We start from the raw sequence: 22,726 nt of genomic DNA on the forward strand, positions 1-22,726 counted from the left end.
TGGCTGACTCGTGTCGGTGTCATGCTTGTCAGCTTTATCCGGGGAGAAAGGATTTCTGCCGGCCTCAATTCCTTGGGAGGTGTGCTGTGGGATATCACTTCGTAGCGTGACGGGTCCGGACGAAAGGAGTAACCATGGATAGTACCTTCTTAATGTTTGCAATTGTGATGCTCGTGATCTTCATCGGCGGCATTATCGTGTACAAGAAGAGCGAGTAAACCGCCCTCTACACTATATCGTCGTTTCGTGAAGGGCTTAGTGCTTTGTGGCCTATTCTAGTGGCTGTGATGGATGCTGAGCTCAAGCTTAGGAGTTTGTCTTTTTTAGCCGTCCCTCCTGGCACTGTTCCCTCGTGCTTTTGAGTATTTATTCCGCCGGGGTATTACAACTGCAAGACGGTTAAAGGTGGCGCCAAGCCGAATCGCAGGCTACAAGCGACGCTGAGCCGAATATAATCGCTATTCTCGGACGGCCTTGGCTCGTTTTTGGAGATAGGCATTGCGGACCGCGGCATAAAGGTCGAGCGTCGATTCTTCAACCCCCTGGAACTTTTCTAAATTCAGGGAGCGTTCATTGACGACTTCAGTCGCGCGCGCACCAATCGATATGCCATACGTGGCCGCCCGCTCATCGATGGACACCACTGTCGGAATGGAATCGATGTTATGCATGGTCGGCAGGATGAGCCAGTAAATCGGATTGAGGGCGATGTCTCCGGCATAGCCGAGAAGATCTCGAGCCGTATACGGTCCTAGAATCGGTATCATGAGATAGGGGCCGGGTGGCACTCCATAAAACCCAAGCGTTTGTCCCGTATCCTCTTCCGGTGTCGTCAGCTTGAAGTAGTGTTGGGCTACATCGAAAAATCCGCCGATCCCGACCGTTGTATTGATGAGAAACCGCCCGACTTCGATCCCGGCTCCTTTGAATTTTCCTTGAAACATATTGTTCAGGAATCGCGGGGTCGCACGACTATTGTAGAAGATATTGCCGATGCCGACCTGGACGATATTAGGAACGACGAAGTTGTAGCCCTTCGCGACCGGCTTCAGCACCCAGCGATCGAGCTGCCAGTTGAATTCAAACACCTTACTGTTCAGCGGTTCCCACGGGTCGTACTCGTCGCCTGCCTCATCGCCCGGTTTAGAAAACGGATCGAGTGGCTCTTCGGAAGACGCGTCGTGGCCCGGCGCTTCTGACGGAACGGTCTTGGGATCGGCATCAGCGACAAGAATGAGCTGAGCATTCTGTCCGATGGTTGGGCTGAGTGAGCTTGTCGAACCCTTTTGAGTAACGCAACCCGAGAGCGCGATCAATAAGACAGTAAGAATGATTCCAAATTGACTTCGCCTGAAGCAGACCGGCCTACGCATAGCTGTTGTCTTCATGCTTTGAATAACCTTCTTGAGAGTAATAAAACGGGCATTGAGCACACGGTGCCGCACTCTATCAAAAAAGTCGATTCACCCGCCAATCAAATATTTCGGAATTGTTCTTGTGGACGGAGACCATGGGCTACGCCCGCCGAGCATCCGTAGAAGACGGCTCTCCGTCATCCAAGAAAGCGCTCCAGTTCATGACCAAACAATTCACGGCCGAGCCTGATGCCAAGCCGCTCCTGATTCTGCTGGTCCATATGATGCCGTCTTCGCGCTATGCGATGGCGAAGGAGGCGGGGGAACAATGGCTCGCGCAGGAGGCGGCCAAGCTTGAAAAAGTCGGGTATCGCGTCAGACAGTTTCCTGTGTGGGGCCGGCCGCTGAGGAGATTATGAAAGTGGTGAGTCGTGAACAGCCGAATCTGATGGTCATCGCTCACACGGAAACAGAACCATCGCTCGCCTCTGAGAGAGACGAGCGATGGCATTCATCGGAAGGGGTTCGACGAAACGAAAGGGCCCTTGCCCTGAGAAATGTCTCTCTCCAGCAAACCTAATCATCTAACGTGCAAGAGTACTTCTCAGAAAGATGAGGCCTTCCTCCAGGAGGAATCCCAATGCTGGGCCGGCGAACTATGCGCCTTTCTTGTACACCACAAGACCACCAACGAGAAGCGCAGCCATCACCCCCACGAACATCCACAACATATCCATAACCGCTCCTTTCGGTTGAGAAAGATTACAAAACCCTTGCATTTGCAAGGAGCAACTCTTGTGCTTGGATGGATCGAGGACAGCAGTCCATAAACTCCTGAAAAGAGGTGTCTACAACGCGCTATATGCCAAACCTATTCAGCGAGCTGGGGAAAATGTCATCAAGGCTGTCCAGTCAACTGGACAGATCAACGAGATGGAACAACAATCGAATGTCTGCAATGGCTTGGCTGAAGGGGCTAAAAAGCGATCAGGCGGCCACGTCCATGGGGCGCCGACAAGTCTTGGTCGGGGCCGATCGGGACAATGCGGGTCGGGTTGATGTCGTCATGCGTGATGTAGTAGTGGCGTTTGATGTGGTCGACATTGACGGTTTCGGCGATGCCATCGGTTTGGTAGAGATCTTTCAGATACCCGAACAGGTTCGGGTAGTCGACGATTCGCCGAAGATTGCATTTGAAATGGCCGTGATACACGGCATCGAACCGAACCAATGTGACAAAAAGCCGCCAGTCGGTTTCCACGAACTCCGGTCCGAATAAGTAACGGTGGGTTGCCAAGCGCGCATCGAGTTGATCCAGCGCGGTAAATAATCGCCGTGCCGCTCGTTCATAGCTGTGTTGGGATGTGGCAAACCCCGCGCGATAGACTCCATCGTTCACATTCTCGTAGATGAACGTGTTGAGCTCATCGATTTCTTGCCGGAGGCCATCCGGATACAAATCAATCGGGCTTTCGGTGAATCGATTGAACTCACCGTTGAAAATTCTCATCAGATCGTCATCGGAGTTGGTGACGATACGTCTGGTGACGGAGTCCCACAGCACAGGCACTGTAATACGTCCGATATAGTTCGGGTCCGTCGCTTTGTAAGCGTCTCGGAGAAACTGAAATCCATTGATGGAATCTAGGGAATGCCCTGCCCCTTCTCGAAATGCCCATCCTCGCTCGTCACGAATGGGATCCACGACGGTCATGCCGATCACAGGCTCCAGCTTCTTGAGCTTACGCACAATGATCGTGCGGTGGGCCCAGGGGCAGGCCCATGACACGTAGAGATGGTAGCGTCCGGCCGCGGCGGGATAGCCCGAACTACCGTCGGCTGTCACCCACCTTCGGAACACGTCCGGCTGGCGCACGAACTCACCGGCCGGCGATTGTTCGTTTGGAAATTGGGCTCGAACTTCCATACAGCGGCACTCCCTTATACACCAGTATCTCATATCCGCAACCACTGTGCAGGGGAGAGTCGCTCTGCATGGCTGTCGCATTTCGCGACAGCCTCAAGCGATCACAGTAGCAAAAGGCCACGAATATACGGCGATGCATGGGAAATACAGCATATTCGGGAGGCATGCGCCGTGCGAGAAACTTACAGTCGGGGACAGGTGGATGACATCCGATGGCGAAGAGCGGATCAAGGAGATGAGATTTGTGGCTCATACCTGCCTGAATCAGCGCATGCTCAAATGCCGTGCTCGAGTCATGCATGGCCTGGCGGTTTGCGTGATTCTAGCGGCGGGCATCGCGTGCGAAAATAAACCGTCAGAGACCTCCACCGTCAAACCCGACTTGCCTTCCGCCCGAACGGGGTTGTTGCGCCTGACGCCGCAAGAGTTGTCTCGAATGCGGCTGGAACTGATATCCGTAGCGCAGGGGCAGCTTCTTTCACATCGTGAGTTTCCCGCGACTGTCCAGGCGAACCAAAATGAATCGGCTGAGGTCACTACTCTGATCCGTGGCCGGGTTGTGAAAGTCCACGTCGATGTCGGGCAGGACGTGAAAAAGGGCGCTCTCTTGGCGATGCTCCACAGTGTGGACCTGGGCGTCTCGGAAGGAGACTATCTCAAGGCCGGGGCAAGGCTCCATGAAGCGGAGCGAGCGCATCTCCGCGCCCAGGATCTGTACGAAAACAAGGCCGTCAGTCTCGCTGAATTGCAACGACGCGAGGCCGCCATGAAGACGGCGCGCGCCGAACTGCGGGAAGCAAAGAACCGACTCGAACTGCTCGGTGTGCCGCCGGAGGAGATCGAGAGGCTTGAACGGGAATTGACCATCAAGGCCGACATGCCTCTACGCGCGCCGTTCGATGGGCGAGTGATCACGCGCAACATCACACGGGGAGAAGTCGTCGAAACAGAACAGACGCTCTTTACCGTGGCCGATCTCACGGATGTGTGGGTGATCGGCAATGTGCCGGAGAAAGACGTGCGGTTCATCCTCAAGGACCAGAAGGTCACCGTGGTCGTGGCGGCCTATCCCCATGCGATCTTCAGCGGGGCCATCACCTATGTCGGAGACGTGCTTGATCCCGCAACCCGCGCCATGAGCCTCCGGGTCACCGTGCCGAACCCGGATCGTCTCTTGAAACCAGAAATGTTCGCCATCATCAGCGTGTCGGCAACCTCAAGCCCTGACGTGCTGAGCGTTCCGCTCGCGGCTGTCCAGGATGGGCCCGCCGGCCCGATGGTGTTCGTTCAACGGGAGCCCGGTGTGTTCGAGCCGCGGCCGATCAAGTTGGGGAACGAAGAGGGAGACGTGATCAGAGTCTTGGAGGGGGTGAAGGCCGGCGAGCAGGTTGTGACGAAAGGCTCCTTTGCCCTCAAGTCAGAAATGGAACGGCACAAGATCGAGCCCTCGTTATGATCGTCTCGCTTCTGGAATTCTCGCTGCGTCAGCGAATACTGGTCCTGGGTCTGGCCTGTCTGCTGTCCGTCGTCGGCGTGATTGCCTTTGAGTCGATTCCGATCGATGCCTACCCCGACGTGACGAACATCCAAGTACAGATACTGAGCGAAGCGGCGGGGCTGTCGCCGGTCGAAGTCGAGCGGTTCATCACCTATCCGCTCGAACTTCAGATGACAGGGTTGCCCGGATTGGCGGAAATCCGGTCTCTTTCAAAATTTGCGCTCTCCCAAATCACAGTCGTGTTCAACGACGACGTGGATATGTACTTTGCCCGTCAATTGGTCCTCGAGCGAATCATGGCGGCGAAAGATCGGTTACCGGAGGGGCTCGAATCAGTGATGGCTCCCGTCACAACGGGGCTGGGCGAAGTCTTTCATTATTATCTTGAAGGGCCTCATGCGACAGCGACCGACGCGAAGATGGTCGAGGCCGAGTTGACGGATCAGCGCACCATGCAGGAGTGGGTCCTGCGTCCCCTGCTCAAGAGCGTGCCGGGAGTGATCGATGTCAACGGCATGGGCGGATTCGTGAAGCAGTATCAGGTCTTGGTCGATCCGGCCAAGCTGCGCAAGTTCGACCTGACGCTGCGCCAAATCTACGAGGCGGTGGTGAAGAACAACGCCAATGTCGGAGGCAACGTGCTGGAGCGGCATGCCGAACGCGCGATCGTTCGAGGGCTTGGACTGATCAGGACCGTGGGGGATATCGAATCCATCATTGTGAAAGAGGTCGGTGGCACGCCGGTATTCGTCCGGGATGTCGCCGAAGTCGGCATCGGCCACGCCGTTCGCCATGGTGCGGTGGTCCTCAATGGGGAACGGGAAGTCGTGATAGGAACAGTGCTCATGCTTCGCGGAGGCAATGCTCGTCAGGTGGTTGAGGCGGTCAAGACGAAGATAGCGGATTTGCGGCGGAATAATATTCTTCCGGAAGGCACAAAGCTGATCCCTTTTTACGATCGCATCGAACTCGTCACCGCGGCCATTCATACAGTGCGGGATGCGTTGATCGAAGGGATCGTGCTGGTGGTCTTCGTCTTCTTGTTCTTCTTGGGCCATGTCCGCAGCGCCGTTATTGTCACGGTGACGTTGATCGTCACTCCGCTCGTCACCTTTATCGTGATGGAGTGGTTCGGGCTCTCGGCCAACTTGATGACACTGGGTGGGTTGGCGATCGCCATCGGCGAGATCGCCGACGGGTCCCTGGTCCTCGTGGAAAACGCCTATCGGCATCTGGCCCAACACGGCGGCCTGTCTCAGGAACGCAGGTTCAGCGTCATTCTCCATGCCACGAAGGAAGTCGGCCGACCAATCCTGTTCGGTATTCTGATCATCAGCGTCGTCTTCCTGCCGCTCATGACCCTGCAAGGAATGGAAGGCAAGATGTTCGCGCCGCTGGCCTACACGCTGGTGATTGCGCTCTTGGCCTCGGTCGTGGTGACGCTGACCCTGTCGCCCGTGCTTGTGTCTCTTCTCTTGCGCGGAGGCCATCTTGAAGAGACGCGCGTGACGTTCTGGATGAAACAAGGCTATTTGCCGGTGTTGCAATGGACGCTCAGGCATCGCGGCCTCATCCTGACGAGTTCGATCGTGATCGTGTTGTGCAGCCTTGCGCTCATTCCGTTCGTCGGGCGGGAATTCATTCCGCTCCTTGAGGAAGGGTCCCTGACTCCCCAAGTCGTGAAGCTGCCGAGTGTGTCGCTCCCTGAGTCCATCGAGTTGGAGAAGCAGGCTCACAAGGCCATGCTGGAGTTTCCCGAGGTGAAGATGGCCGTGAGCAGGATCGGCCGGGCGGAAATTCCCTACCATCCGGAAGACCTCTATGAGAGTGATCCGATTGTCTCACTGCACGACCGGAGTACCTGGAAGACGGCGAAGACTCAATCGGGAATGACCGAGGCGATCCGCCGGAAGCTGGCGGAAATTCCTGGCATCTCCGTCCTCATGAGTCAGCCGATCCAGGAACGAGTGGACGAGTTGATCTCAGGCATCAGGACCGAATGCGCCGTCAAGTTGTTCGGAGACGATCTCGATGTGCTCCGCGACAAGGCTCAGGACATCGCGGTCCTGATGCAACACATCAACGGTGTCAAAGATATCAAAGTCGAACAGGTCGCCGGGCAGCCCTACCTCGTTATCGACATCGATCGGCAGAAGATCGCCCGTTTCGGCATCAATGTGGCCGACGTGCAGGAGATTGTCGCCACCGCCGTCGGCGGCAAGACGGCGACGCAGGTCTATGAAGGCGAACGACGGTTTCAGCTCATCCTGAGATTTTCAGAACCATACCGGAACAGCGTCGCCGCCATAGGAGAAATCCGCGTGAAGTCTCCTTCCGGCGCCCTCATTCCCATGAGCGACTTGGCCACGATTGAAATGCGTGAAGGCCCGGCTCGTATCAGTCGAGAGCATGCGAAGCGCCGCATCTATATCGGTTTCAACGTCGTCGGCCGGGACATCGGTGGGGTCGTGGACGAAGGACGCGCGAAGCTTGCGGCCCAGCTCCGTTTACCGGAGGGCTATACCATCGTGTGGGGCGGGGCGTTCGAAAACATGGAACGGGCCAATGCGCGATTGATGATCGTCGTGCCGATCACGCTGGGCCTCGTGTTCTTCCTTCTGTTCTGGGCCTTTCATTCTCTGCGATACGCAACCTTGATCATCATCAACCTGCCGTTCGCGTTGATCGGAGGCGTCGTGTCGCTATGGCTGAGCGGGCAGTATCTGAGCGTGCCGGCCTCTATCGGTTTTATCGAGCTGTTCGGACTGGCCGTGGGGAATGGGATCGTGCTGGTCTCCTATATCAACCAGCTGCGCAACGAGGGACAACAGGTCGAGGACGCGATTCTGACCGGTTGTAGTCGACGACTCCGCCCGGTGGTCATGACGATGATGACCACCTTGTTCGGTCTCCTTCCGCTGGCACTGGCGCAAGGAATCGGGGCGGAGGTTCAGAGGCCGCTCGCCAGTGTCGTCATCGGCGGACTCTTCACATCCACGGCGCTGACGCTGGTGGTACTGCCCGCGCTCTATAGTACGTTTGCGGGACGAGAGGTGAGGAAAGAGGAGGCGCCGGAATGGGTATGAGAGAAGGATGGGCAACAGGGGCCATCCCTGCGCGCGCTGAGGCCTCACATCAGAATGCGCTCCCTCAATGCGGGCGGTGAGGGATCGCCCTCTGCCGCCCGCGCAAAGGAGGAAAAAAGAAGCCGTACCGAGGGGCGCCATGCCGTCGTTGGCTGTCATCACCGACGAGTGAAGCCTGGGCATGCGAGAGTACAGCCTCTCTTCCCATCCATTCCAGTCGTCGGGTAGGAAATGAGGAATGAGTAAACTGAATAGGCGCGTGTATTGGTCGTTAGGCCAGAGTGTAACGTTAGGCACTAAACTTGTAAGTGTTTGTTGGTAAGTTCGCCTGGTTTTGTCGGCACGTGAGCCGAATCCACAGAGCGATCAGCCAGAACCGGGAGGGGGGCTTCTTATGAGATATGTGTTGGCGGGAATGACCTTGTTGTGCCTCTTCATCGTTCCTGGGGCTGTTGTGCATGCAGCCAACGGGGAACAGGAATTGTCCAAAGGGGAAAACCTGTTGAAGAACAAGCAGTATGCGGAGGCGCGGGCGGCGCTGGAGGCCGGCATTCTAAAAGATCCGTCCAATATCCAGGCCCATTTCAATCTGGCCGAGGCTTGCCGAGCCCTAGAATCCTGGGCCTGCGCGGAGCAACATTACGAGAGCGCACTGGATCTGGATGCCAAATCCGGGACGAAATCCTATTTGCCCAAGACGAAAGCGAAGGTGTGGCGGTTACGGGAGGAAACGACGGTCTGGCGTCTCCTGAACGAGGGGAAGGGGCTGATCGCCGGTGGAAAAACGAAGCAGGCGGAGGAGGCGCTGCGCAGCGCCGAGGAGCTTGGCCTCAACAATGAGCAACAGACACTCTATCAACGGTTGCAGGCGAAACTGCCACGATCACGATCTGCCGCCTTGAAATATATGACGTCCGCCGGATCGGCAGGAGGCGCGGGGGAGACCGAGGCGCTCGATTCGCAGATGGTCCTCGTGCCGGCGGGGAAGTTTATGCGGGGAAGCCAGCTCGGAGACGATGAGAAACCCGTTCGCCAGATCTATCTCAATGCCTTCTATATGGATAAATATGAAGTGACGGTCGGGCAGTATGCCAGGTACTTGGAGGCGACCGACATGGAGGAGCCTCCGGACTGGAGCACCATGAATCAACCGCCACATCAGCGACGCCCGGTCGTCAATGTGAATTGGGAGGATGCCGTCAATTATTGCAAATGGGCCGGCAAGCGTCTGCCGACGGAGGCGGAGTGGGAAAAAGCGGCGCGGGGAACGGATGGACGGATCTATCCCTGGGGGAATGAAGCTCCAAGCCGGCTCCATGCCAATTACGGAAGAAAGGAGTGGGATGACCACCTCGCCTTAGCTCCGGTCGGGTCGTATGAAGCGGGGAAGAGTCCCTACGGGATCTATGACATGGCCGGGAATGCCTGGGAATGGGTGTTCGATTGGTATGAACTGGATTATTACAAGAAAAGTCCTGAAAAGAACCCCATCGGGCCGGCAAAAGGCGAGGGAAAAGTGTTGCGGGGCGGATCTTGGCTGTACGTGTCCGAGTTTCTGCGGTCCGCGCACCGGTTCGATGCGCAACCCACGAATCGGCTCTTCGGATACGGGTTCCGTTGCGCGAAGACACCGTGATCCTTTTGCCTGCGGCTCCGGCTGACGAGGACGTGTGGGTATGTCGGCGCGCTTCCTTGCTCCACGAGACAGGGCTCAACGATATTTGGCGAAGCAGATCAAGTCGAGATGGTCATAATGATCGGGAAGAATCGTTTCGGCCTTGTAACCGAGGTTGAGAAAGAATTGAATATTTCTGGCCGTGCGCAACATGGTACAGGCGTAGAACTTGTGGGCATCGGTTGCCGCTCCTTCGAGCTCGCGGATCAGCGCTTTCCCCACTCCTCGGTGCTGACATTCGGGACTCACCGACAGGAGCCGGATCACGCAGACGCCGGCCACGGTCCAGAAGCGCACGGAGCCGACAATCGCGCCTCCCGTTTCCGCCACGAAAATATGTTTCTCTCTGGCGTCTTCTCGCAGGCTCTCGATGGTTTCCGTCGTCCACCCGCTGACTGTGTAGAGGCCGGCATATTCACCGAACGCGGCCTGTTGTACGTGAAGAAGGGAGGAAAAATCAGCTTCGGTTGCCGGTCGGATGTGAACCATGACCTGTTTCCAGGAAGAGGAGAAATGAGTTCATCTTCATAAAGGAAGAAGATGCAATTCGCAAGGATTCCATGTGCCGTCGGAACAGGACGATGAGAGGCATCGCCTGTACCATCACCATGCTTTTCCAACTCTAGGACACGAGGGAGATTCCATGCTGAAAGAAGTCACGGGCGATATCTTGCGGACAAAGGCGGAAATAATGGCACACGGTGTGGCTCCGAATGACGGCTTTGCGAACGGCCTCGCGTTGTCCCTTCGGCAACAATGGCCCGCCATGTACAAAGATTTCAGACATTATTGCCAGACGTTTACGCCGAAGACCGGGGAACTGTGGGCCTGGGCGGGGGTCGGCGGGGTGCGCATTGTGAGTCTGTTTACGCAAGAACCAGCTCCCAGCCACGGGGCTAAACCGGGGAAAGCCACGATTGAGAACGTGAATCACTGCCTCAAAGCCTTCGCGAAGTTGATCGAGAGCGAGAAAATCAAGAGCGTGGCGCTTCCCCGCTTGGCAACAGGCGTCGGTGGGCTCGGTTGGAAAGAGATCAAGCCGTTGATTGAAAAGCATCTCGGCCACTTGTCCGTTCCCATATACGTGTACGCAACCTATCAGCCGGGTGTCCAGGCCACGGAGGGATGAAGTCTCGTCGCCCAGTTGAGGAGGCTTGGTCAATGTGAATCGGCGCACGGAGAGCGTCCACATGCGACAAGTTCCGCGAGACCTGCATGACCGGCTGATTGCGCTGCGAATTCCGGGCACCTATGTCCGATTCGTCAACCAAGCTTCTGGCCGATGAAGACTATCCGGCACATTCCAGCAAGTTCGACTTTCGGGGCCCCATTCCGATCTCGGGGCAGAGTTCGGCCGTCTTGCCGTGCATCCCGAGTATCGCCGAATGCAGGGCCGGGAAGCTGCTCATGGACAAGCGGCTTGAGGCCATCAAAACCGTTTGCACGGCCACACTCGGCCCCGGTCGTTCTTTCTTGGTCCGCGGGCGGTTTCGGAATCGGCCGGCGGCGTGATGCCCGTCACGCAGCTTGGCCGCCGTACCGCCGGCGCTCGGGATATGCGGCTCTCCTCGTCTGTGACGTGACGCGCCGATTGTCCCGGATCACATCGTCGATGACCATTCCACAATTGACGCAGCGCCAACCATGAAAATCAGCCGGCGAACCGGTCTGCACCGCGAAGCTGTCGTCACTGACGGCAAGGCCGTTGCACCGTAGGCAATTCATCGTTCATCCCCCGGTCGAATGTCCTTTCCTCTCCGAGGATCAGGCTGCGGAGTTCCGGTAGCGGCGGCGTGCACACGCTGCACTCGCGCGGCTTGCAGCAAGGCTGTCCCATCTTGGAAACCCATCATGTACCGCCTCAGGACCTCGGGAGGGCACAGTTGATAGGTGTCGGTATGGTTGCTGTTCATCAGCGCATCTCGCAGTCCATCTGCTTCGGCACGCCACCCCTCGACTTCCGGTTCCGTGCGAGCCTGCGCGGATTGCCGTCGACACCACTCAATGCGAACAGTGATGGGGTCGGATGTATGGTTCATGGTTCACCTCTTATTAGGTATCCAATCATGTCCTATTCATAACGGCAGCAAGTTGAATGCCATGGCGGACCGAGGCCGAGAACTCCGTTGTAATGGTTCTCTCGCGCAGTAGCTTCGTACGTAATTATAATGAGTTACGCGATGGAGTAAGGTCGGGGATGACAAGGCCCATGGATAGCGAGTCGCCGCGGCTAGTGGAGGGGTGAAGGCTAAAGAGATTAGTACTTCATAATAATCCTAGGAATAACCCTAGTTAGATGCCTGGGAATGAGAGCGGAAAGAAAAAGACAGTCTCCAGACATGTGTTCCGGTGGCGACCGGCCGGATCTTCAGTCGAAACGATGCATGGGATCAGAACGGTGTACAACGTGCCGGGCAATGAATTGCATGTGTTCTTGCGAAACGAGCAATGAGCAAGAGCGTAGGCCTTGGCATTCGATCGGCTGGTTCTACTCCTCGCGGCACGATCGTGTGTGTGCGTGCCTCCTCTGAATCGGGTATAGTGGTCGCCGGGGATTCCGGACAAAGATGGTCTCGGACGAGTGAACGAACGCACAATCTATCCAGTGAACCAGGAGTTGAGATGAGCGAGTTTGGAGGCGGAGTCGTTAAAGATTTCATGCATCGCTACTTGGAAGTGGTTCCACAAGACACGACGGTTGCGGCCGCGGCTGAGCGGATGGGGGTCAAGCGGATCGGTTGTCTGTTGGTGGAATCGGATGATCCCACCCGAGGTCCGTTGGGAATTCTGACGGAGATGGATCTTGTGCGGAAAGTGCTCGCGACGGGATCAGACCCCACGATCACGATGGTGGATGGTGTGATGGTGAGCCCGATTTTGACGATCCCAGGGGACCGCTCAATGTTGGATGCCAGCCATATGATGGAGACCAACCATGTGCGTCACCTCTGCGTGGTCGAGGCCGGTGAGATCGTCGGGATCCTGTCGGTGCGGGACCTCGTGCGATCGTTTGTGGATGTGGAGAGCGGCCCCATCTGCGACCTTGACAAGGTGTACCGCCCGCTGAGCATCTTGATGGCGACCGCGCCCGCGACGATCCCTAGTGACGCGTCTCTGGTTGCGGCTGCCCAGCTGATGCGCGAAAAGCGGATCGGTTCATTGCTGACGACCGAAGCCGGTGAAACAGTCGGCATCGTGACCGAGCGCGATCTGGTTTGGAAAGCGCTCGCGTCCAACCGGAACGCAAGCAACACGCACGTCAGCGCCGTGATGAGCTCACCGCTGCTGAGTATCGATGTCAATCGCACGATACGCGATGCCAGCACGGTGATGTCCGAACAGGGGGTGCGTCACCTGACCGTGAGGGACAACGGGAAGATCGTCGGGGTACTCTCCGTACGTGACTTAGTGAAAATGGTCTCCGTTCGGGATCGGCCCAGGTTTCTCGGTCAGACCTAGCAGGTTGTTGAACAATCTGTCGGCTTGTTCTGGCGCCGCTCAGGCGGAGCGTCATGCGTCAACGGCCGACTGTCAACCGAGCCAGCTTTTCGGGCATCTTCCTGCTATGTCAAACAAACTGCGTCGCGCTTCAGATTTTCCCAAAGCAGCGGTTGACGCGCTGCAGCGCGGGGATTTGATCGAGGCGATCAAGGTCGTCCGCCAGGAACGGCATATCGGTTTCAACGAGGCCAAAGGAGAGGTGGAGGTGTATCTCGCTTCCCAGCCGGCCCTCAAGAAGAAGATGGATCAGGTCCTCGTCACGGCGAAACAGAGATTTATCCGTTGGATGGTCGGATTTCTGGTGCTTGCGGCCGGTGTCGCCTTGTTCGTGATGCGGGGGCAATGAATGAGCCATCACAACGATGAATGTCAGCGACCGGTCCCTGGGAATCGTCTTTCATTCATTCCGCCGATCCTTGTGATTCCGTCGACTGGCCCCAGTCATGAAAAGATGACGGTTTCACCTCGGTGTAGATCGCGGCCTATTACGACTTGCGAAAGATCTCCGTGGGAAAGTCCTTCCTGTCGGAAGAATTTGCCCGAGAAATGATCGTGGTGAGAACTGCACCATGCTGAGGTGTGATGTTCAACCGTTTCACTTCTAAGCCTTCAAATCAATCGGAAAGACACTCAGGCAGACAAACATGGTCCGCCTTATCGCATGGCAGGCGACGGGCTTCGTTGGTTGATGGAGGTGTGTCGATGTGGCGATATGGCAAAGTGAAGGCGCACATTGGTCTTGGTCTGGTCTTATGCTCGTTGTTGGGAGTGGAGGCGGTGTCGGCCAAGGTACAGGTCTTGCCGGAGACGACGTTGCTGGTGGAGGGAAAGGAGGCAAAGAAGATCACCGGACAAAGCGGCCTCCTGCGCCATCCTGTCGTGAAAGGGCTGCTTGCGGCGTTCGAGCGGGCGGAAGCGGCGCTGGGAAAAGAAGACGTGGACGAGCTCATGCAGTTTTATGCCTCGACCTACGACTATCATGGATTGAAAGCGGGCGATGTCCGTCGGGTATGGGGAGAGGTGTTCGAACATTATCGGGCTGTGGAATCCCTGCATTTGTTTTCCGATATCAAGGTCACGCAGATGAATGATGAAGTTCGCGTGGAAGTGACCTGCACGGGAGGACTGTACGGCACCGATGAGCGCACAGGGAATCGCGTGACACTCGACAGTTGGTTTCGTGAAGTTCACTATCTGGTGAAAGAGGGTGATGCCTGGCGGTTTCTTGGCAATGCCGGAGAGGTGCCGGCCGGCGCTCCCTTCTCATCCGCGCCCCATCACCCGCTGTTTTGATTATCCGTGGCGAGACTTAGCAGGCTGCGGCGAGCCATGATCGTCGGCATGGCGGCGAAGAGCAAAAGACACCGGGTGACTCTCAACTTGACAATTGATTCCTGAGTGGAGGAAATAACCGCATGATAGATGCGGGCCGTTTCTATGAAATGCAGGCGCTGAAGTATCTTGACGCTCGAGATCGATCCCGTGTGGGAGTCGAGATCGTTGAGCATTGGGCAAGATCGCTACCTTTTGGCGCGTCCGTCATCGAAATCGCCTGCGGCGGAGGGTATCCCATTACACAGGTCCTGGTGGAATCTGGGCTCGCGGTATGGGCGATCGATACGTCCCCCACATTGCTGAGGCAATTTCGATTACGTTTTCCCACGGTTCCCACGCAATGCGCGTCGGCCCTGAACAGTGACTACTTTGGACGGACATTCGAGGCGGTCATCTCGATCGGCCTCGTGTTTCTTCTTCGCGAGGACGAGCAGCTGGCCTTCATCCGTCGTGTATCGGAGATCCTCGAGCCGCGAGGGCATTTTCTCTTCACGGCGCCTGTCGAAACAGGAACGTGGCAGGACGTCACAACTGGTCTCGAATGTTGGTCACTCGGTCGAATCGCGTACACTCGCGCTCTCGAGCGCGTAGGCCTTCGCGTGATCCGCACGCATGTCGATGAAGGCGAAAACAACTACTATGAAGCCGAAAAGATTGGCGGAGCTGCCTGGTGAGACGAGCCCCTCCTGTCTGGGAGAGCAGGTTTGTCGTCAGCGACAGATCAACATGTCCAACCTTCCGCACAACAACTCGAATGCCGTGACCACAGCCGGGTTGCGCTTGTGCGAGTCGTATCGTCCATTACGAGTCAATGGACATGATGTGTGCCGCACTGCAAGTGCTTCACTGCGTCACAGCCGCACGGTGACGGCCTTCACCTCGGTGTAGAGCTCCAATGCGTCATGGCCCATTTCCCGCCCCCAGCCAGATTGTTTATAGCCGCCGAACGGCAGCGCCGCGTCGAAGATGTTGTAGCAGTTGATCCAGACCGAGCCGGCCCGCAGCTCAGCCGCGATGCGGTGGGCCTTGCCGATGTCGCGAGTCCATACCGCCGCGGCCAATCCATAGATGGAGTCGTTCGCCGCGGGAAGCACTTCGTCGAGATCGGTGAACGGCACGGCACAGACGACCGGGCCGAAGATTTCCTCTTGCATGACCTTCATGTCTTGCTTGGTGTCGACGAGGACGGTCGGCTCCACAAAGTAACCCCTGTTTCCGAGTTTGCGTCCCCCTGCCATGGCCTTGGCACCATCGGAGAATCCTGCCTCGAGGTAGCCGAGCACGCGCCGTTGTTGTTCGTCCGAGACGAGCGGACCCATTTGGGTGGCGGGATCCATGCCCGGCCCGACCTTGATCTTCTTCGCGTTTGCCGCCACACCCTCAACGACCTTGTCGAAGATGCCCTTTTCGACGAATAGGCGGGAACCAGCGCAACAACATTGGCCTTGGTTGAAGAAAATCGCGCTGGCCACTCCGGGGATACAGGCTTCCACGTCAGTGTCTTGGCACACAATGTTGGGCGACTTTCCTCCTAACTCCAATGACACTTTTTTTAGATTTCCTGCCGCCGCGCCAAGGATAAGCTTTCCCACCTCCGTGGATCCGGTGAAGGCCACTTTATCGACATTCGGGTGGGCCGCCAGGGCTGCTCCGGCGGTCTCGCCGAACCCAGGCACGATGTTGACGACGCCGTCCGGGAATCCCGCTTCACAGATCAGTTCACCCAGCCGCAAGGCCGACAGCGGGGTCTGCTCGGCCGGCTTCAAGACCACGGTGCAGCCAGCGGCCAGGGCTGGTCCGAGCTTCCACGCCGCCATCAGCAGTGGAAAGTTCCAGGGGATGATTTGAGCCACCACCCCCACCGGCTCCCGGAGTGTGTAGGCCAGGTACTGGGTACCCGGGGTGTAAGGCACTGAGATGGGGATCGTGGTTCCTTCGATTTTCGTCGCCCACCCCGCCATGTATCGGAACAGGTCTATAGCCAGCGGTACATCCGCCATGCGGGCCACGCCGACCGGCTTCCCATTGTCCAGTGACTCAAGTTGAGCGAATTCTTCTGCATGGGATTCCACCAAGTCAGCCAGTTTCCAGATCAGCCGGCCACGTTCAGAAGCGGTGAGCCTACGCCAGGGGCCGCTCTCGAAGGCATTCCGCGCCGCGGTGACGGCACGGTTCACATCGGCACGATCCCCTTCGGCCACTTGAGCGAGGACGTCGCCGGTGGCGGGATTGTAGGTGGCAAACGTTTTTCCCGACGTGGCGTCGAGCCATCGACCACCGATCAGCATCGTGCGAGGCGCGCCGACAAACGATCGGACTTGTTCGTGTAAAGAGATCTGCTCAGTGACGGGTGTCATGATCATCCTCCTCTTCAAGGCCTCAATGAGTATGAGGTGCGTGGGGTTTGGACGGCACACGCTCATTATAATAGAGGAATCGGCCGGGGGAAAATCCAGGTCTCGGCATCCATGCGTCTCGCTCAGGCACGGTGGAAATCAGGAAGACGCGCGGCCGTCTTTTCTGGTAGACTCTGCCGGTCACAATGACGGAGGAATGAAGAGTGGCATACGATCTTCCCAGGAAGGCATTGGAGGCGCTGTCGCAAGGCGATCGCAACAAAGCGGTCGAACAGGTTCAGCTTGAGGGGAACATGAGTCGGGAGGACGCCAGGGAATTGGTTGCGACCTACATCTTCTCAGACCCTTCTCTGCAAGCGACAATGAGACTGAAAGAGGCCAAAGCGGAGACCAAATGGGGCCTCATGCGTTGGTTGATCCTGTTGCAAGCAATCGTCGTCGCGATCGGATACTTCCTCTTTTTCCACAATCAATGGTGAGCGAGCCTCGGGCGGGAGGGTGACCGACCGTCGCTGACCCGCTGGTTCGGCGCATCCCCCGCTAGCGCTCTGAGTTCTGTTGCTCTGGCCCATCCGGAGACACGAGCATGTTCCTCCCGTGGCTTTTCTTCGTCGTCTCCGCCGCCGCGATTGTCTTCGCGGGGACGAAACTCTCACGCTATGGTGATCAGATTGCCGAGCTGACCGGCTTGGGGCGATTGTGGATCGGCGTCGTGTTGATGGCCGCCGCCACGTCCCTTCCGGAAGTCTTTACCACGATGAGCGCCGGCTGGATCGATGCGCCCGACCTGGCGGCCGGCAACCTCTTCGGGGCCGGGATGAGCAACATGCTGACGCTTGGGCTGATCGATCTCCTGTACCGTCAGAAGCGGGTTTGGCAGCAGGCGGCCTTGGGGCATACGTTGACGGCAACGCTTGCCATGGTGCTGACGGCCCTCGCGGCGTTTTTCGTGCTCTTGCGGATCGAGGTTGTCCATCTCGGCGTGGGCTTTGAGAGCGTGATGCTCCTGATCCTCTATGTGTTAGGGATGAGGCTGGTGTTTCGGCAAGAGGACATGGCGCGCCGTCAACTCGAACACAAAGTCGTCGTGGAGGGCATGGCTGAGAAGCCGGGCTCCGACGGAAGCCGACGCGATGAGCTCCGTCGGGCCGTCAGAGGGTTCTCCGTCGGTGCCCTCGTCTTGCTGATCGCGGCCCCCGCTTTGGCCTGGTCGGCTGAGCGGATCGCGGAGGAAAGCGGTATTACCGCGACCTTTATCGGAACGTCACTGGTTGCCATCACCACCTCATTGCCGGAGCTGGTGGTCTCGATTTCCGCCGTCCGATTGGGCGCATTCGATTTGGCGGTCGGCAATCTGTTCGGCAGCAATGCCTTCAACATGGCGGCGTTCTTCTTTGCCGATCTGGCCTATCGCGGGGGAGGGTTATTGAGCGCCGTGAGTTCAACGCATGCGCTCACGGCTTTGTGGTCGATCATTATGATGAACATCGGGCTGATGGGGATCATTTATCGGGCGGAACGACGGTTCATGCTCATTGAGCCGGATAGCCTCTTGATGATCGGCATCTACGTCTTGGGGCTTTGGCTTCTCTTCAACGGGTAACCAGAACTCAACCGACAACTCCTCGCGTACTTCCACCTTCTTTGTGTTGCATTTGACCACTATGGTCCTTTACCGACGTGGCATCACGCCACAGTGACCGGCGTAAGGAGGTCTGAATAGTCGAATGCTACGCATGGCACACACCCTGCTGTGAACAATCCTCACGAAAGAGACAATATGCGGATTGAGAAGAGACTACCGGAAGCCAGTGGGACGACGAGCGCACCGGCATGGTACGGCAAACCGACGGACGCTCTGGTTGGTGAGCTTCGAACAGACCTCGGCGTCGGTCTGACCGTCGAAGAATCGGCGCGTCGACTAGCGCAAGAAGGTCCCAACGAACTGCCCGACGCTCCTCCTCCCTCGCTGCTGAAACTCTTTCTCGCGCAATTCTCAAGCCTCATCGTCTGGGTGCTGATCGGGGCGGCCGTTGTGTCCGGGTTGTTGGAAGACTGGATCGATGCGGCGGCGATTCTGGCCATCGTGTTTCTCAATGGGCTGTTGGGGTTTGTGCAGGAGTTCCGAGCCGAGCGATCGTTGGCGGCGCTGCGCAAGATGTCGGTCGCGACGGCCTGCGTCATTCGCGGCGGTGGGTTGCAGTCCATCCCGGCGCGGGAACTGGTCACCGGAGATGTGGTCGCCCTCGAAGCGGGTGACCGCATTCCGGCGGATGCGCGCCTGTTCTACGCAACGAATTTCCAAGCTCAAGAAGCTTCTCTCACCGGGGAATCGACACCCGTGCAAAAACAGGCGGAACGGATCGAAGTCATCGAGGTCCCGCTCGCCGATCAACACAACATGGTCTTCATGGGCACTGCCGCCGTGTCCGGCAAGGCCCGTGGCTTGGTGGTGGCGACTGGTCTCAATACGGAGCTGGGCCGGATCGCCGCCATGATTCAGAAGGCTGCCGAGGCGGAGCGTGACGAAACACCTCTGCAGCGTCGGTTGGAGCAATTCGGCTATACGCTGCTGTGGCTGGCGCTCGGCGTGGTGACGGTGGTGTTCGCCCTGGGGTATTTCCGGGGGGAACCGCTGATGGAAATGTTCCTCACCTCGGTGAGCCTCGCCGTGGCGGCCGTGCCGGAAGGCCTCCCCGCCGTCGTGACGATTACGCTGGCCATGGGCGTGACCAGGATGGCCAAGCGACATGCGTTGATTCGAAAACTCCCCGCAGTCGAAACGCTCGGCTCCGCCACCGTGATCTGCACCGATAAGACCGGTACGTTGACGAAGAATGAGATGACGGTGACGCGCTTGGTCATGGACGGCTCACAGTTCGAAGTGACGGGCGAGGGATATGAGCCTGTAGGAGAGATACAGGGAATGATCAATGGTCAATGGTTCATGGTCAACGGACAATCGTCCAATGCCGGCGAGGGGAATGAGTCCCTTTTCCCTCCCTCCTCCATCACCCATCGCCCCTCACTTCCGGAAGGTTTACGCCGACTCCTGACGGCCGCCGTGCTGTGCAACGGCGCGACCTTGCGACAAGAGAACGGAACTTGGCTGATCATCGGTGACCCGACCGAAGGCGCGCTGCTCGTGGCGGCGGCGAAGGCCGGTCTTACGAAGGCTGAGTTGGAGCCCCGGGCGCCGCTGGAGGGAGAAGTTCCGTTCGATGCCGAGCGGAAGATGATGACGATCGTCCGCCGGACGGAGCAAGGCCATGTGGCGTACTGCAAGGGAGCGCCTGATGTCCTGCTGAACCGTTGCGCTGCGCGTGTCACGCTGGATGGTCGGACCGAGGCCCTGGACGAAGCTCACCGGCAGCTGATCGGCGACGCCAATGCGTCGTTGGCACAACAAGCCCTCCGCGTACTGGGCGTCGCGTATAGGCCCCTCGGCCAATCGGCAAGCTCGGACGGAGAGGTCGAGCGCGAGTTGATCTTTCTCGGCCTCCTCGCGATGAAGGATCCCTTGCGGCACGAAGCGGCGGAGGCGGTGCGCCTCTGTCGGGATGCGGGCATCCGCACCTCAATGATCACCGGTGATCACAAGGAGACCGCGATCGCGATTGCCAGGGAGTTGGGCCTGTACCGCGATGACGGGGTGGCGTTGTCCGGGTCAGAGCTGGATGGCTTAACCGACGAGCAATTGACGCAACGAGTCGAGCGCGTGACGGTATACGCCCGTGTGTCGGCCGAGCACAAGCTCCGGATCGTTCAGGCTTGGAAGCGGAAGGGGGCCATTGTCGCCATGACCGGTGACGGGGTCAACGACGCGCCGGCGATCAAGGCGGCGGATATCGGGGTGGCCATGGGAATGGCCGGCACTGATGTGACCAAAGAAGCGTCGGACATGGTGGTGACGGACGACAACTTCGCCTCGATCGCCGCCGCGGTCGAGGAAGGCAGGGGCATCTTCGACAACATTAGGAAAACGGTGCATTTTCTGCTGTCGTGCAATGTGAGCGAGGTGCTCGTCATGCTGTTCGCCACCCTGTTCGGCTTGCCGCTTCCGCTCCTGCCGATCCACATCCTGTGGATGAATCTTGTGACGGATGGCTTTCCCGCCCTTGCGCTGGCGGTCGATCCGAAAGCGCCGGATCTGATGCGGCAGCCGCCACGACAGACCCAGGCCCGCTTACTGGACGGGGGGAAGCTTTGGACCATCGCCGGCGAGGGGCTGATGTTGGCGGTCATTGCCCTGAGCACGTTTTCGTACAGCCTGTTTGTCTGGCAACAGCCGATCGAGCAGGCTCGGACAGTGACGTTTACCGTGATGGTTGCCGCTCAGCTGGTGCATGCCTTCAATTGCCGGAGTGATCGCCGGTCATTGTTCCAGGTGGGGGCGACGACCAACCATGCGCTCATCTTGGCTGTGGCGGCCTCCCTTGCCCTGCAAGTCGGCATTCTGACCATTCCGGTGCTGGAGCCCATCTTTAAGGTCGCGCCCTTGCCGGTTGAAGATTGGAAACTCATGATGGCCATGGCGCTTCTCCCGTTGGCCGTTGTCGAGGCGGTCAAGTGGTTTCAACGACGAATAAGCGCCGGGCTACAGAAGACATAAAGCGATCAATGAACTCCGCAGCGTGGGGCATTTCAGGGCAGAGACAACCCCGGTCTCCATGGGCGATTTACTCCACCGAGTCAACCGGTGGGGCACTAGTAATTACTCACCCCGTTCTGGTTAGAATGTAGACGACGAACGTATCATGACAGCCGGTCTTGATGATGCCGCCGCAACCTGGTTCTCATGACATTGATAGCGCCCGATGACGGCCCGGTTTTTGTCGGTGATGACTTGGGCGAAGACAAGCGGTGCGATCAACGTCAGGGAAAGGTCCTGCCTTCATGAGCGGAAAGAGGGATTGCGAAACGGAGAATGGTTGGATTACCGTTATCTTGTCCGGTTCCGCGTGGGAAAGACGGTAAACGAAACACTTGTACCAGGGGTGCGACGATCGGAGCAATGGACAAAACCAACGAACGAGTGGGGGTATTTGTCCAATGCTCCCCTGCTGTCGATGGAGGCACAATGGCCGTGACGAGCATGCGCAATACGCTCAGTAAGAGTCATGTGATGGCTGATCGTATGGCAACGGTGAGCCGCCTGGAAGAGGTAGTGTCGACATCGGACGAGTTCGATCAGGTCGTCTCGCGAGCCTTGCCGGCGCTGTTGGATCGGGCGACGGGTTATACGAAACGGTTTTTACGGGAGACCGGCCAGTGGAACGACGACATCGAGCATGAAAAATTCGCGTTGCGCTGGGGTTCTGAATATCTCGAACGGTTTCTGGTCTGTGGACGCAGCGAAGTTCCCTGCCGGCCGTTGTTTCTGTTCGACTCCTTGGTGGCCAAACAGCACAGCAAGCCGGAACCATTTTGTTATCACCCGGACTTGCTGCGGCCGCTCGGTCGATTTCTCGATGGGCTCGTGGCGAGGGCGGTCGTCAGCCGTGACGCGCTGATCGCGTTATATCGTCATTCGTACGGATGGGGCGCGGGGGACGTGATCGCGGTGACCGGACTCAATGGGTTGGAAAGCCAGCGCATCTATAAGAATTTTCGACGATGGCGTGAGAGTGGTTGGCAGCGCACGATGGATGAGGTGGGCCTTACGAAGGCGGAGCTGGCCGAGCTCGGGAATCAGCAGCAGCGACATCGACAACGATTCAACGGCGAGGCCGAGCGACTTATCCGAGTGGCACAGGCGCATTACCGAAAAAGCGAGCCGGACCATTACCCCTGTCTTTCACGGTCTCAATGGGGAGACATGTTCGCTCAAGGTTACGGCTGCGATTATCGAATTTGGCATCTGGCGCTCTGTCTCGATTGCATGCAAACGGCCTGGGGGCTGGGATCCAACGGGTCGTTGACCGGCGAAAAACCTCGTCTGGAATTGCAGGTGCGGCCGTAACGAGGGACGCCTGGTGGGCGTGTGGATTCA

The 22,726-nt window shown here is 57.9% G+C and carries 19 protein-coding genes; 13 read left to right on the forward strand and 6 right to left on the reverse strand.

Going from position 1 to position 22,726, the window contains the following annotated elements; genetic code table 11:
• Positions 1-458: 458 nt before the first annotated feature.
• On the reverse strand, positions 459-1,388 hold the full coding sequence (locus COMA2_RS08660; protein WP_139077209.1) for an MlaA family lipoprotein: 930 nt from the start codon (positions 1,386-1,388) through the stop codon (positions 459-461).
• A gap of 122 nt (positions 1,389-1,510) precedes the next feature.
• Between COMA2_RS08660 and COMA2_RS08665 the strand changes: the two genes are divergently transcribed.
• On the forward strand, positions 1,511-1,774 hold the full coding sequence (locus COMA2_RS08665; RefSeq protein WP_090896603.1) for an adenine nucleotide alpha hydrolase family protein: 264 nt from the start codon (positions 1,511-1,513) through the stop codon (positions 1,772-1,774).
• A gap of 557 nt (positions 1,775-2,331) precedes the next feature.
• On the opposite strand, the gene COMA2_RS08670 is transcribed toward COMA2_RS08665, so the two are convergent.
• On the reverse strand, positions 2,332-3,282 hold the full coding sequence (locus tag COMA2_RS08670) for a glutathione S-transferase family protein (RefSeq protein ID WP_090896606.1): 951 nt from the start codon (positions 3,280-3,282) through the stop codon (positions 2,332-2,334).
• Positions 3,283-3,484: 202 nt separating this feature from the next.
• Between COMA2_RS08670 and COMA2_RS08675 the strand changes: the two genes are divergently transcribed.
• The 3 genes from COMA2_RS08675 (at position 3,485) to COMA2_RS20445 (ending at position 9,502) form a co-directional block, all read left to right on the forward strand.
• Positions 3,485-4,738: an efflux RND transporter periplasmic adaptor subunit gene (locus tag COMA2_RS08675; protein ID WP_175304477.1), complete on the forward strand. Its 1,254-nt coding sequence runs from the start codon at positions 3,485-3,487 to the stop codon at positions 4,736-4,738.
• Positions 4,735-7,866 (forward strand): efflux RND transporter permease subunit, encoded by a 3,132-nt coding sequence (locus COMA2_RS08680; protein WP_090896612.1) that lies wholly within the window; start codon positions 4,735-4,737, stop codon positions 7,864-7,866. The genes COMA2_RS08675 and COMA2_RS08680 overlap by 4 nt, the downstream gene beginning before the upstream one ends.
• A 394-nt stretch (positions 7,867-8,260) precedes the next feature.
• Positions 8,261-9,502 carry a formylglycine-generating enzyme family protein gene (locus COMA2_RS20445; RefSeq protein WP_217490679.1) on the forward strand — a complete coding sequence of 414 codons (1,242 nt, stop codon included), beginning with the start codon at positions 8,261-8,263 and terminating at the stop codon, positions 9,500-9,502.
• A 75-nt stretch (positions 9,503-9,577) separates the two neighbouring features.
• Here the strand turns inward: COMA2_RS20445 and COMA2_RS08690 are convergent, their stop codons facing one another.
• On the reverse strand, positions 9,578-10,030 hold the full coding sequence (locus COMA2_RS08690; RefSeq protein ID WP_090896615.1) for a GNAT family N-acetyltransferase: 453 nt from the start codon (positions 10,028-10,030) through the stop codon (positions 9,578-9,580).
• A 154-nt stretch (positions 10,031-10,184) separates the two neighbouring features.
• On the opposite strand from COMA2_RS08690, the gene COMA2_RS08695 reads away from it, so the two are divergent.
• The gene (locus COMA2_RS08695) at positions 10,185-10,670 is read left to right on the forward strand and encodes a macro domain-containing protein (protein WP_090896616.1); all 486 of its coding nucleotides are present in this window, start codon (positions 10,185-10,187) and stop codon (positions 10,668-10,670) included.
• 389 nt (positions 10,671-11,059) lie between these two features.
• Here the strand turns inward: COMA2_RS08695 and COMA2_RS08705 are convergent, their stop codons facing one another.
• Together COMA2_RS08705 and COMA2_RS08710 are read right to left on the reverse strand one after the other, a co-directional pair.
• Entirely contained in the window at positions 11,060-11,266 is a 207-nt protein-coding gene (locus COMA2_RS08705) for a hypothetical protein (protein WP_090896621.1), read from the reverse strand.
• A complete protein-coding gene (locus tag COMA2_RS08710) occupies positions 11,263-11,580 on the reverse strand; it encodes a hypothetical protein (RefSeq protein ID WP_090896623.1) in 318 nt (105 codons plus the stop codon). Before COMA2_RS08710 ends, COMA2_RS08705 begins: the two co-directional genes overlap by 4 nt.
• Positions 11,581-12,163: 583 nt before the next feature.
• Here COMA2_RS08710 and COMA2_RS08715 point away from each other — a divergent pair.
• The 4 genes from COMA2_RS08715 (at position 12,164) to COMA2_RS08730 (ending at position 15,051) form a co-directional block, all read left to right on the forward strand.
• A complete protein-coding gene (locus COMA2_RS08715) occupies positions 12,164-13,000 on the forward strand; it encodes a CBS domain-containing protein (protein WP_175304478.1) in 837 nt (278 codons plus the stop codon).
• A gap of 106 nt (positions 13,001-13,106) precedes the next feature.
• Positions 13,107-13,388 carry a hypothetical protein gene (locus COMA2_RS08720; RefSeq protein WP_090896629.1) on the forward strand — a complete coding sequence of 94 codons (282 nt, stop codon included), beginning with the start codon at positions 13,107-13,109 and terminating at the stop codon, positions 13,386-13,388.
• 356 nt (positions 13,389-13,744) lie between these two features.
• Positions 13,745-14,335: a nuclear transport factor 2 family protein gene (locus COMA2_RS08725; protein WP_090896632.1), complete on the forward strand. Its 591-nt coding sequence runs from the start codon at positions 13,745-13,747 to the stop codon at positions 14,333-14,335.
• Between the two features lie 122 nt (positions 14,336-14,457).
• Complete coding sequence (locus COMA2_RS08730; protein ID WP_090896635.1) at positions 14,458-15,051, forward strand: class I SAM-dependent methyltransferase; 594 nt, start codon at positions 14,458-14,460, stop codon at positions 15,049-15,051.
• 177 nt (positions 15,052-15,228) lie between these two features.
• Here COMA2_RS08730 and COMA2_RS08735 read toward each other — a convergent pair whose 3' ends face one another.
• A complete protein-coding gene (locus COMA2_RS08735; protein WP_090897369.1) occupies positions 15,229-16,734 on the reverse strand; it encodes an aldehyde dehydrogenase family protein in 1,506 nt (501 codons plus the stop codon).
• Between the two features lie 203 nt (positions 16,735-16,937).
• Between COMA2_RS08735 and COMA2_RS08740 the strand changes: the two genes are divergently transcribed.
• The 4 genes from COMA2_RS08740 to COMA2_RS08760 all read left to right on the forward strand — a co-directional run bounded on the left by COMA2_RS08740 (position 16,938) and on the right by COMA2_RS08760 (position 22,696).
• Complete coding sequence (locus COMA2_RS08740; RefSeq protein ID WP_090896638.1) at positions 16,938-17,213, forward strand: hypothetical protein; 276 nt, start codon at positions 16,938-16,940, stop codon at positions 17,211-17,213.
• Between the two features lie 107 nt (positions 17,214-17,320).
• Positions 17,321-18,337, forward strand: coding sequence for a sodium:calcium antiporter (locus tag COMA2_RS08745; protein ID WP_090896641.1), 1,017 nt, complete (start codon positions 17,321-17,323; stop codon positions 18,335-18,337).
• Positions 18,338-18,514: 177 nt separating this feature from the next.
• The gene (locus tag COMA2_RS08750) at positions 18,515-21,346 is read left to right on the forward strand and encodes a cation-translocating P-type ATPase (protein WP_090896642.1); all 2,832 of its coding nucleotides are present in this window, start codon (positions 18,515-18,517) and stop codon (positions 21,344-21,346) included.
• A gap of 402 nt (positions 21,347-21,748) precedes the next feature.
• The gene (locus COMA2_RS08760; RefSeq protein WP_139077211.1) at positions 21,749-22,696 is read left to right on the forward strand and encodes a hypothetical protein; all 948 of its coding nucleotides are present in this window, start codon (positions 21,749-21,751) and stop codon (positions 22,694-22,696) included.
• Positions 22,697-22,726: the final 30 nt, after the last annotated feature.

The organism is Candidatus Nitrospira nitrificans, from assembly GCF_001458775.1.
Lineage (GTDB): Bacteria > Nitrospirota > Nitrospiria > Nitrospirales > Nitrospiraceae > Nitrospira_D > Nitrospira_D nitrificans.

Coding starts and splice junctions, on each gene's coding strand:
- COMA2_RS08665 (WP_090896603.1), top strand. CDS start 1,511: ATGGGCTACGCCCGCCGAGCATCCGTAGAAGACGGCTCTCCGTCATCC.
- COMA2_RS08710 (WP_090896623.1), bottom strand. CDS start 11,580: ATGAACCATACATCCGACCCCATCACTGTTCGCATTGAGTGGTGTCGA.
- COMA2_RS20445 (WP_217490679.1), top strand. CDS start 8,261: ATGAGATATGTGTTGGCGGGAATGACCTTGTTGTGCCTCTTCATCGTT.
- COMA2_RS08680 (WP_090896612.1), top strand. CDS start 4,735: ATGATCGTCTCGCTTCTGGAATTCTCGCTGCGTCAGCGAATACTGGTC.
- COMA2_RS08660 (WP_139077209.1), bottom strand. CDS start 1,388: ATGAAGACAACAGCTATGCGTAGGCCGGTCTGCTTCAGGCGAAGTCAA.
- COMA2_RS08690 (WP_090896615.1), bottom strand. CDS start 10,030: ATGGTTCACATCCGACCGGCAACCGAAGCTGATTTTTCCTCCCTTCTT.
- COMA2_RS08670 (WP_090896606.1), bottom strand. CDS start 3,282: ATGGAAGTTCGAGCCCAATTTCCAAACGAACAATCGCCGGCCGGTGAG.
- COMA2_RS08735 (WP_090897369.1), bottom strand. CDS start 16,734: ATGACACCCGTCACTGAGCAGATCTCTTTACACGAACAAGTCCGATCG.
- COMA2_RS08675 (WP_175304477.1), top strand. CDS start 3,485: ATGACATCCGATGGCGAAGAGCGGATCAAGGAGATGAGATTTGTGGCT.
- COMA2_RS08745 (WP_090896641.1), top strand. CDS start 17,321: ATGTTCCTCCCGTGGCTTTTCTTCGTCGTCTCCGCCGCCGCGATTGTC.
- COMA2_RS08720 (WP_090896629.1), top strand. CDS start 13,107: ATGTCAAACAAACTGCGTCGCGCTTCAGATTTTCCCAAAGCAGCGGTT.
- COMA2_RS08705 (WP_090896621.1), bottom strand. CDS start 11,266: ATGAATTGCCTACGGTGCAACGGCCTTGCCGTCAGTGACGACAGCTTC.
- COMA2_RS08730 (WP_090896635.1), top strand. CDS start 14,458: ATGATAGATGCGGGCCGTTTCTATGAAATGCAGGCGCTGAAGTATCTT.
- COMA2_RS08725 (WP_090896632.1), top strand. CDS start 13,745: ATGTGGCGATATGGCAAAGTGAAGGCGCACATTGGTCTTGGTCTGGTC.
- COMA2_RS08695 (WP_090896616.1), top strand. CDS start 10,185: ATGCTGAAAGAAGTCACGGGCGATATCTTGCGGACAAAGGCGGAAATA.
- COMA2_RS08715 (WP_175304478.1), top strand. CDS start 12,164: ATGAGCGAGTTTGGAGGCGGAGTCGTTAAAGATTTCATGCATCGCTAC.
- COMA2_RS08760 (WP_139077211.1), top strand. CDS start 21,749: ATGGACAAAACCAACGAACGAGTGGGGGTATTTGTCCAATGCTCCCCT.
- COMA2_RS08750 (WP_090896642.1), top strand. CDS start 18,515: ATGCGGATTGAGAAGAGACTACCGGAAGCCAGTGGGACGACGAGCGCA.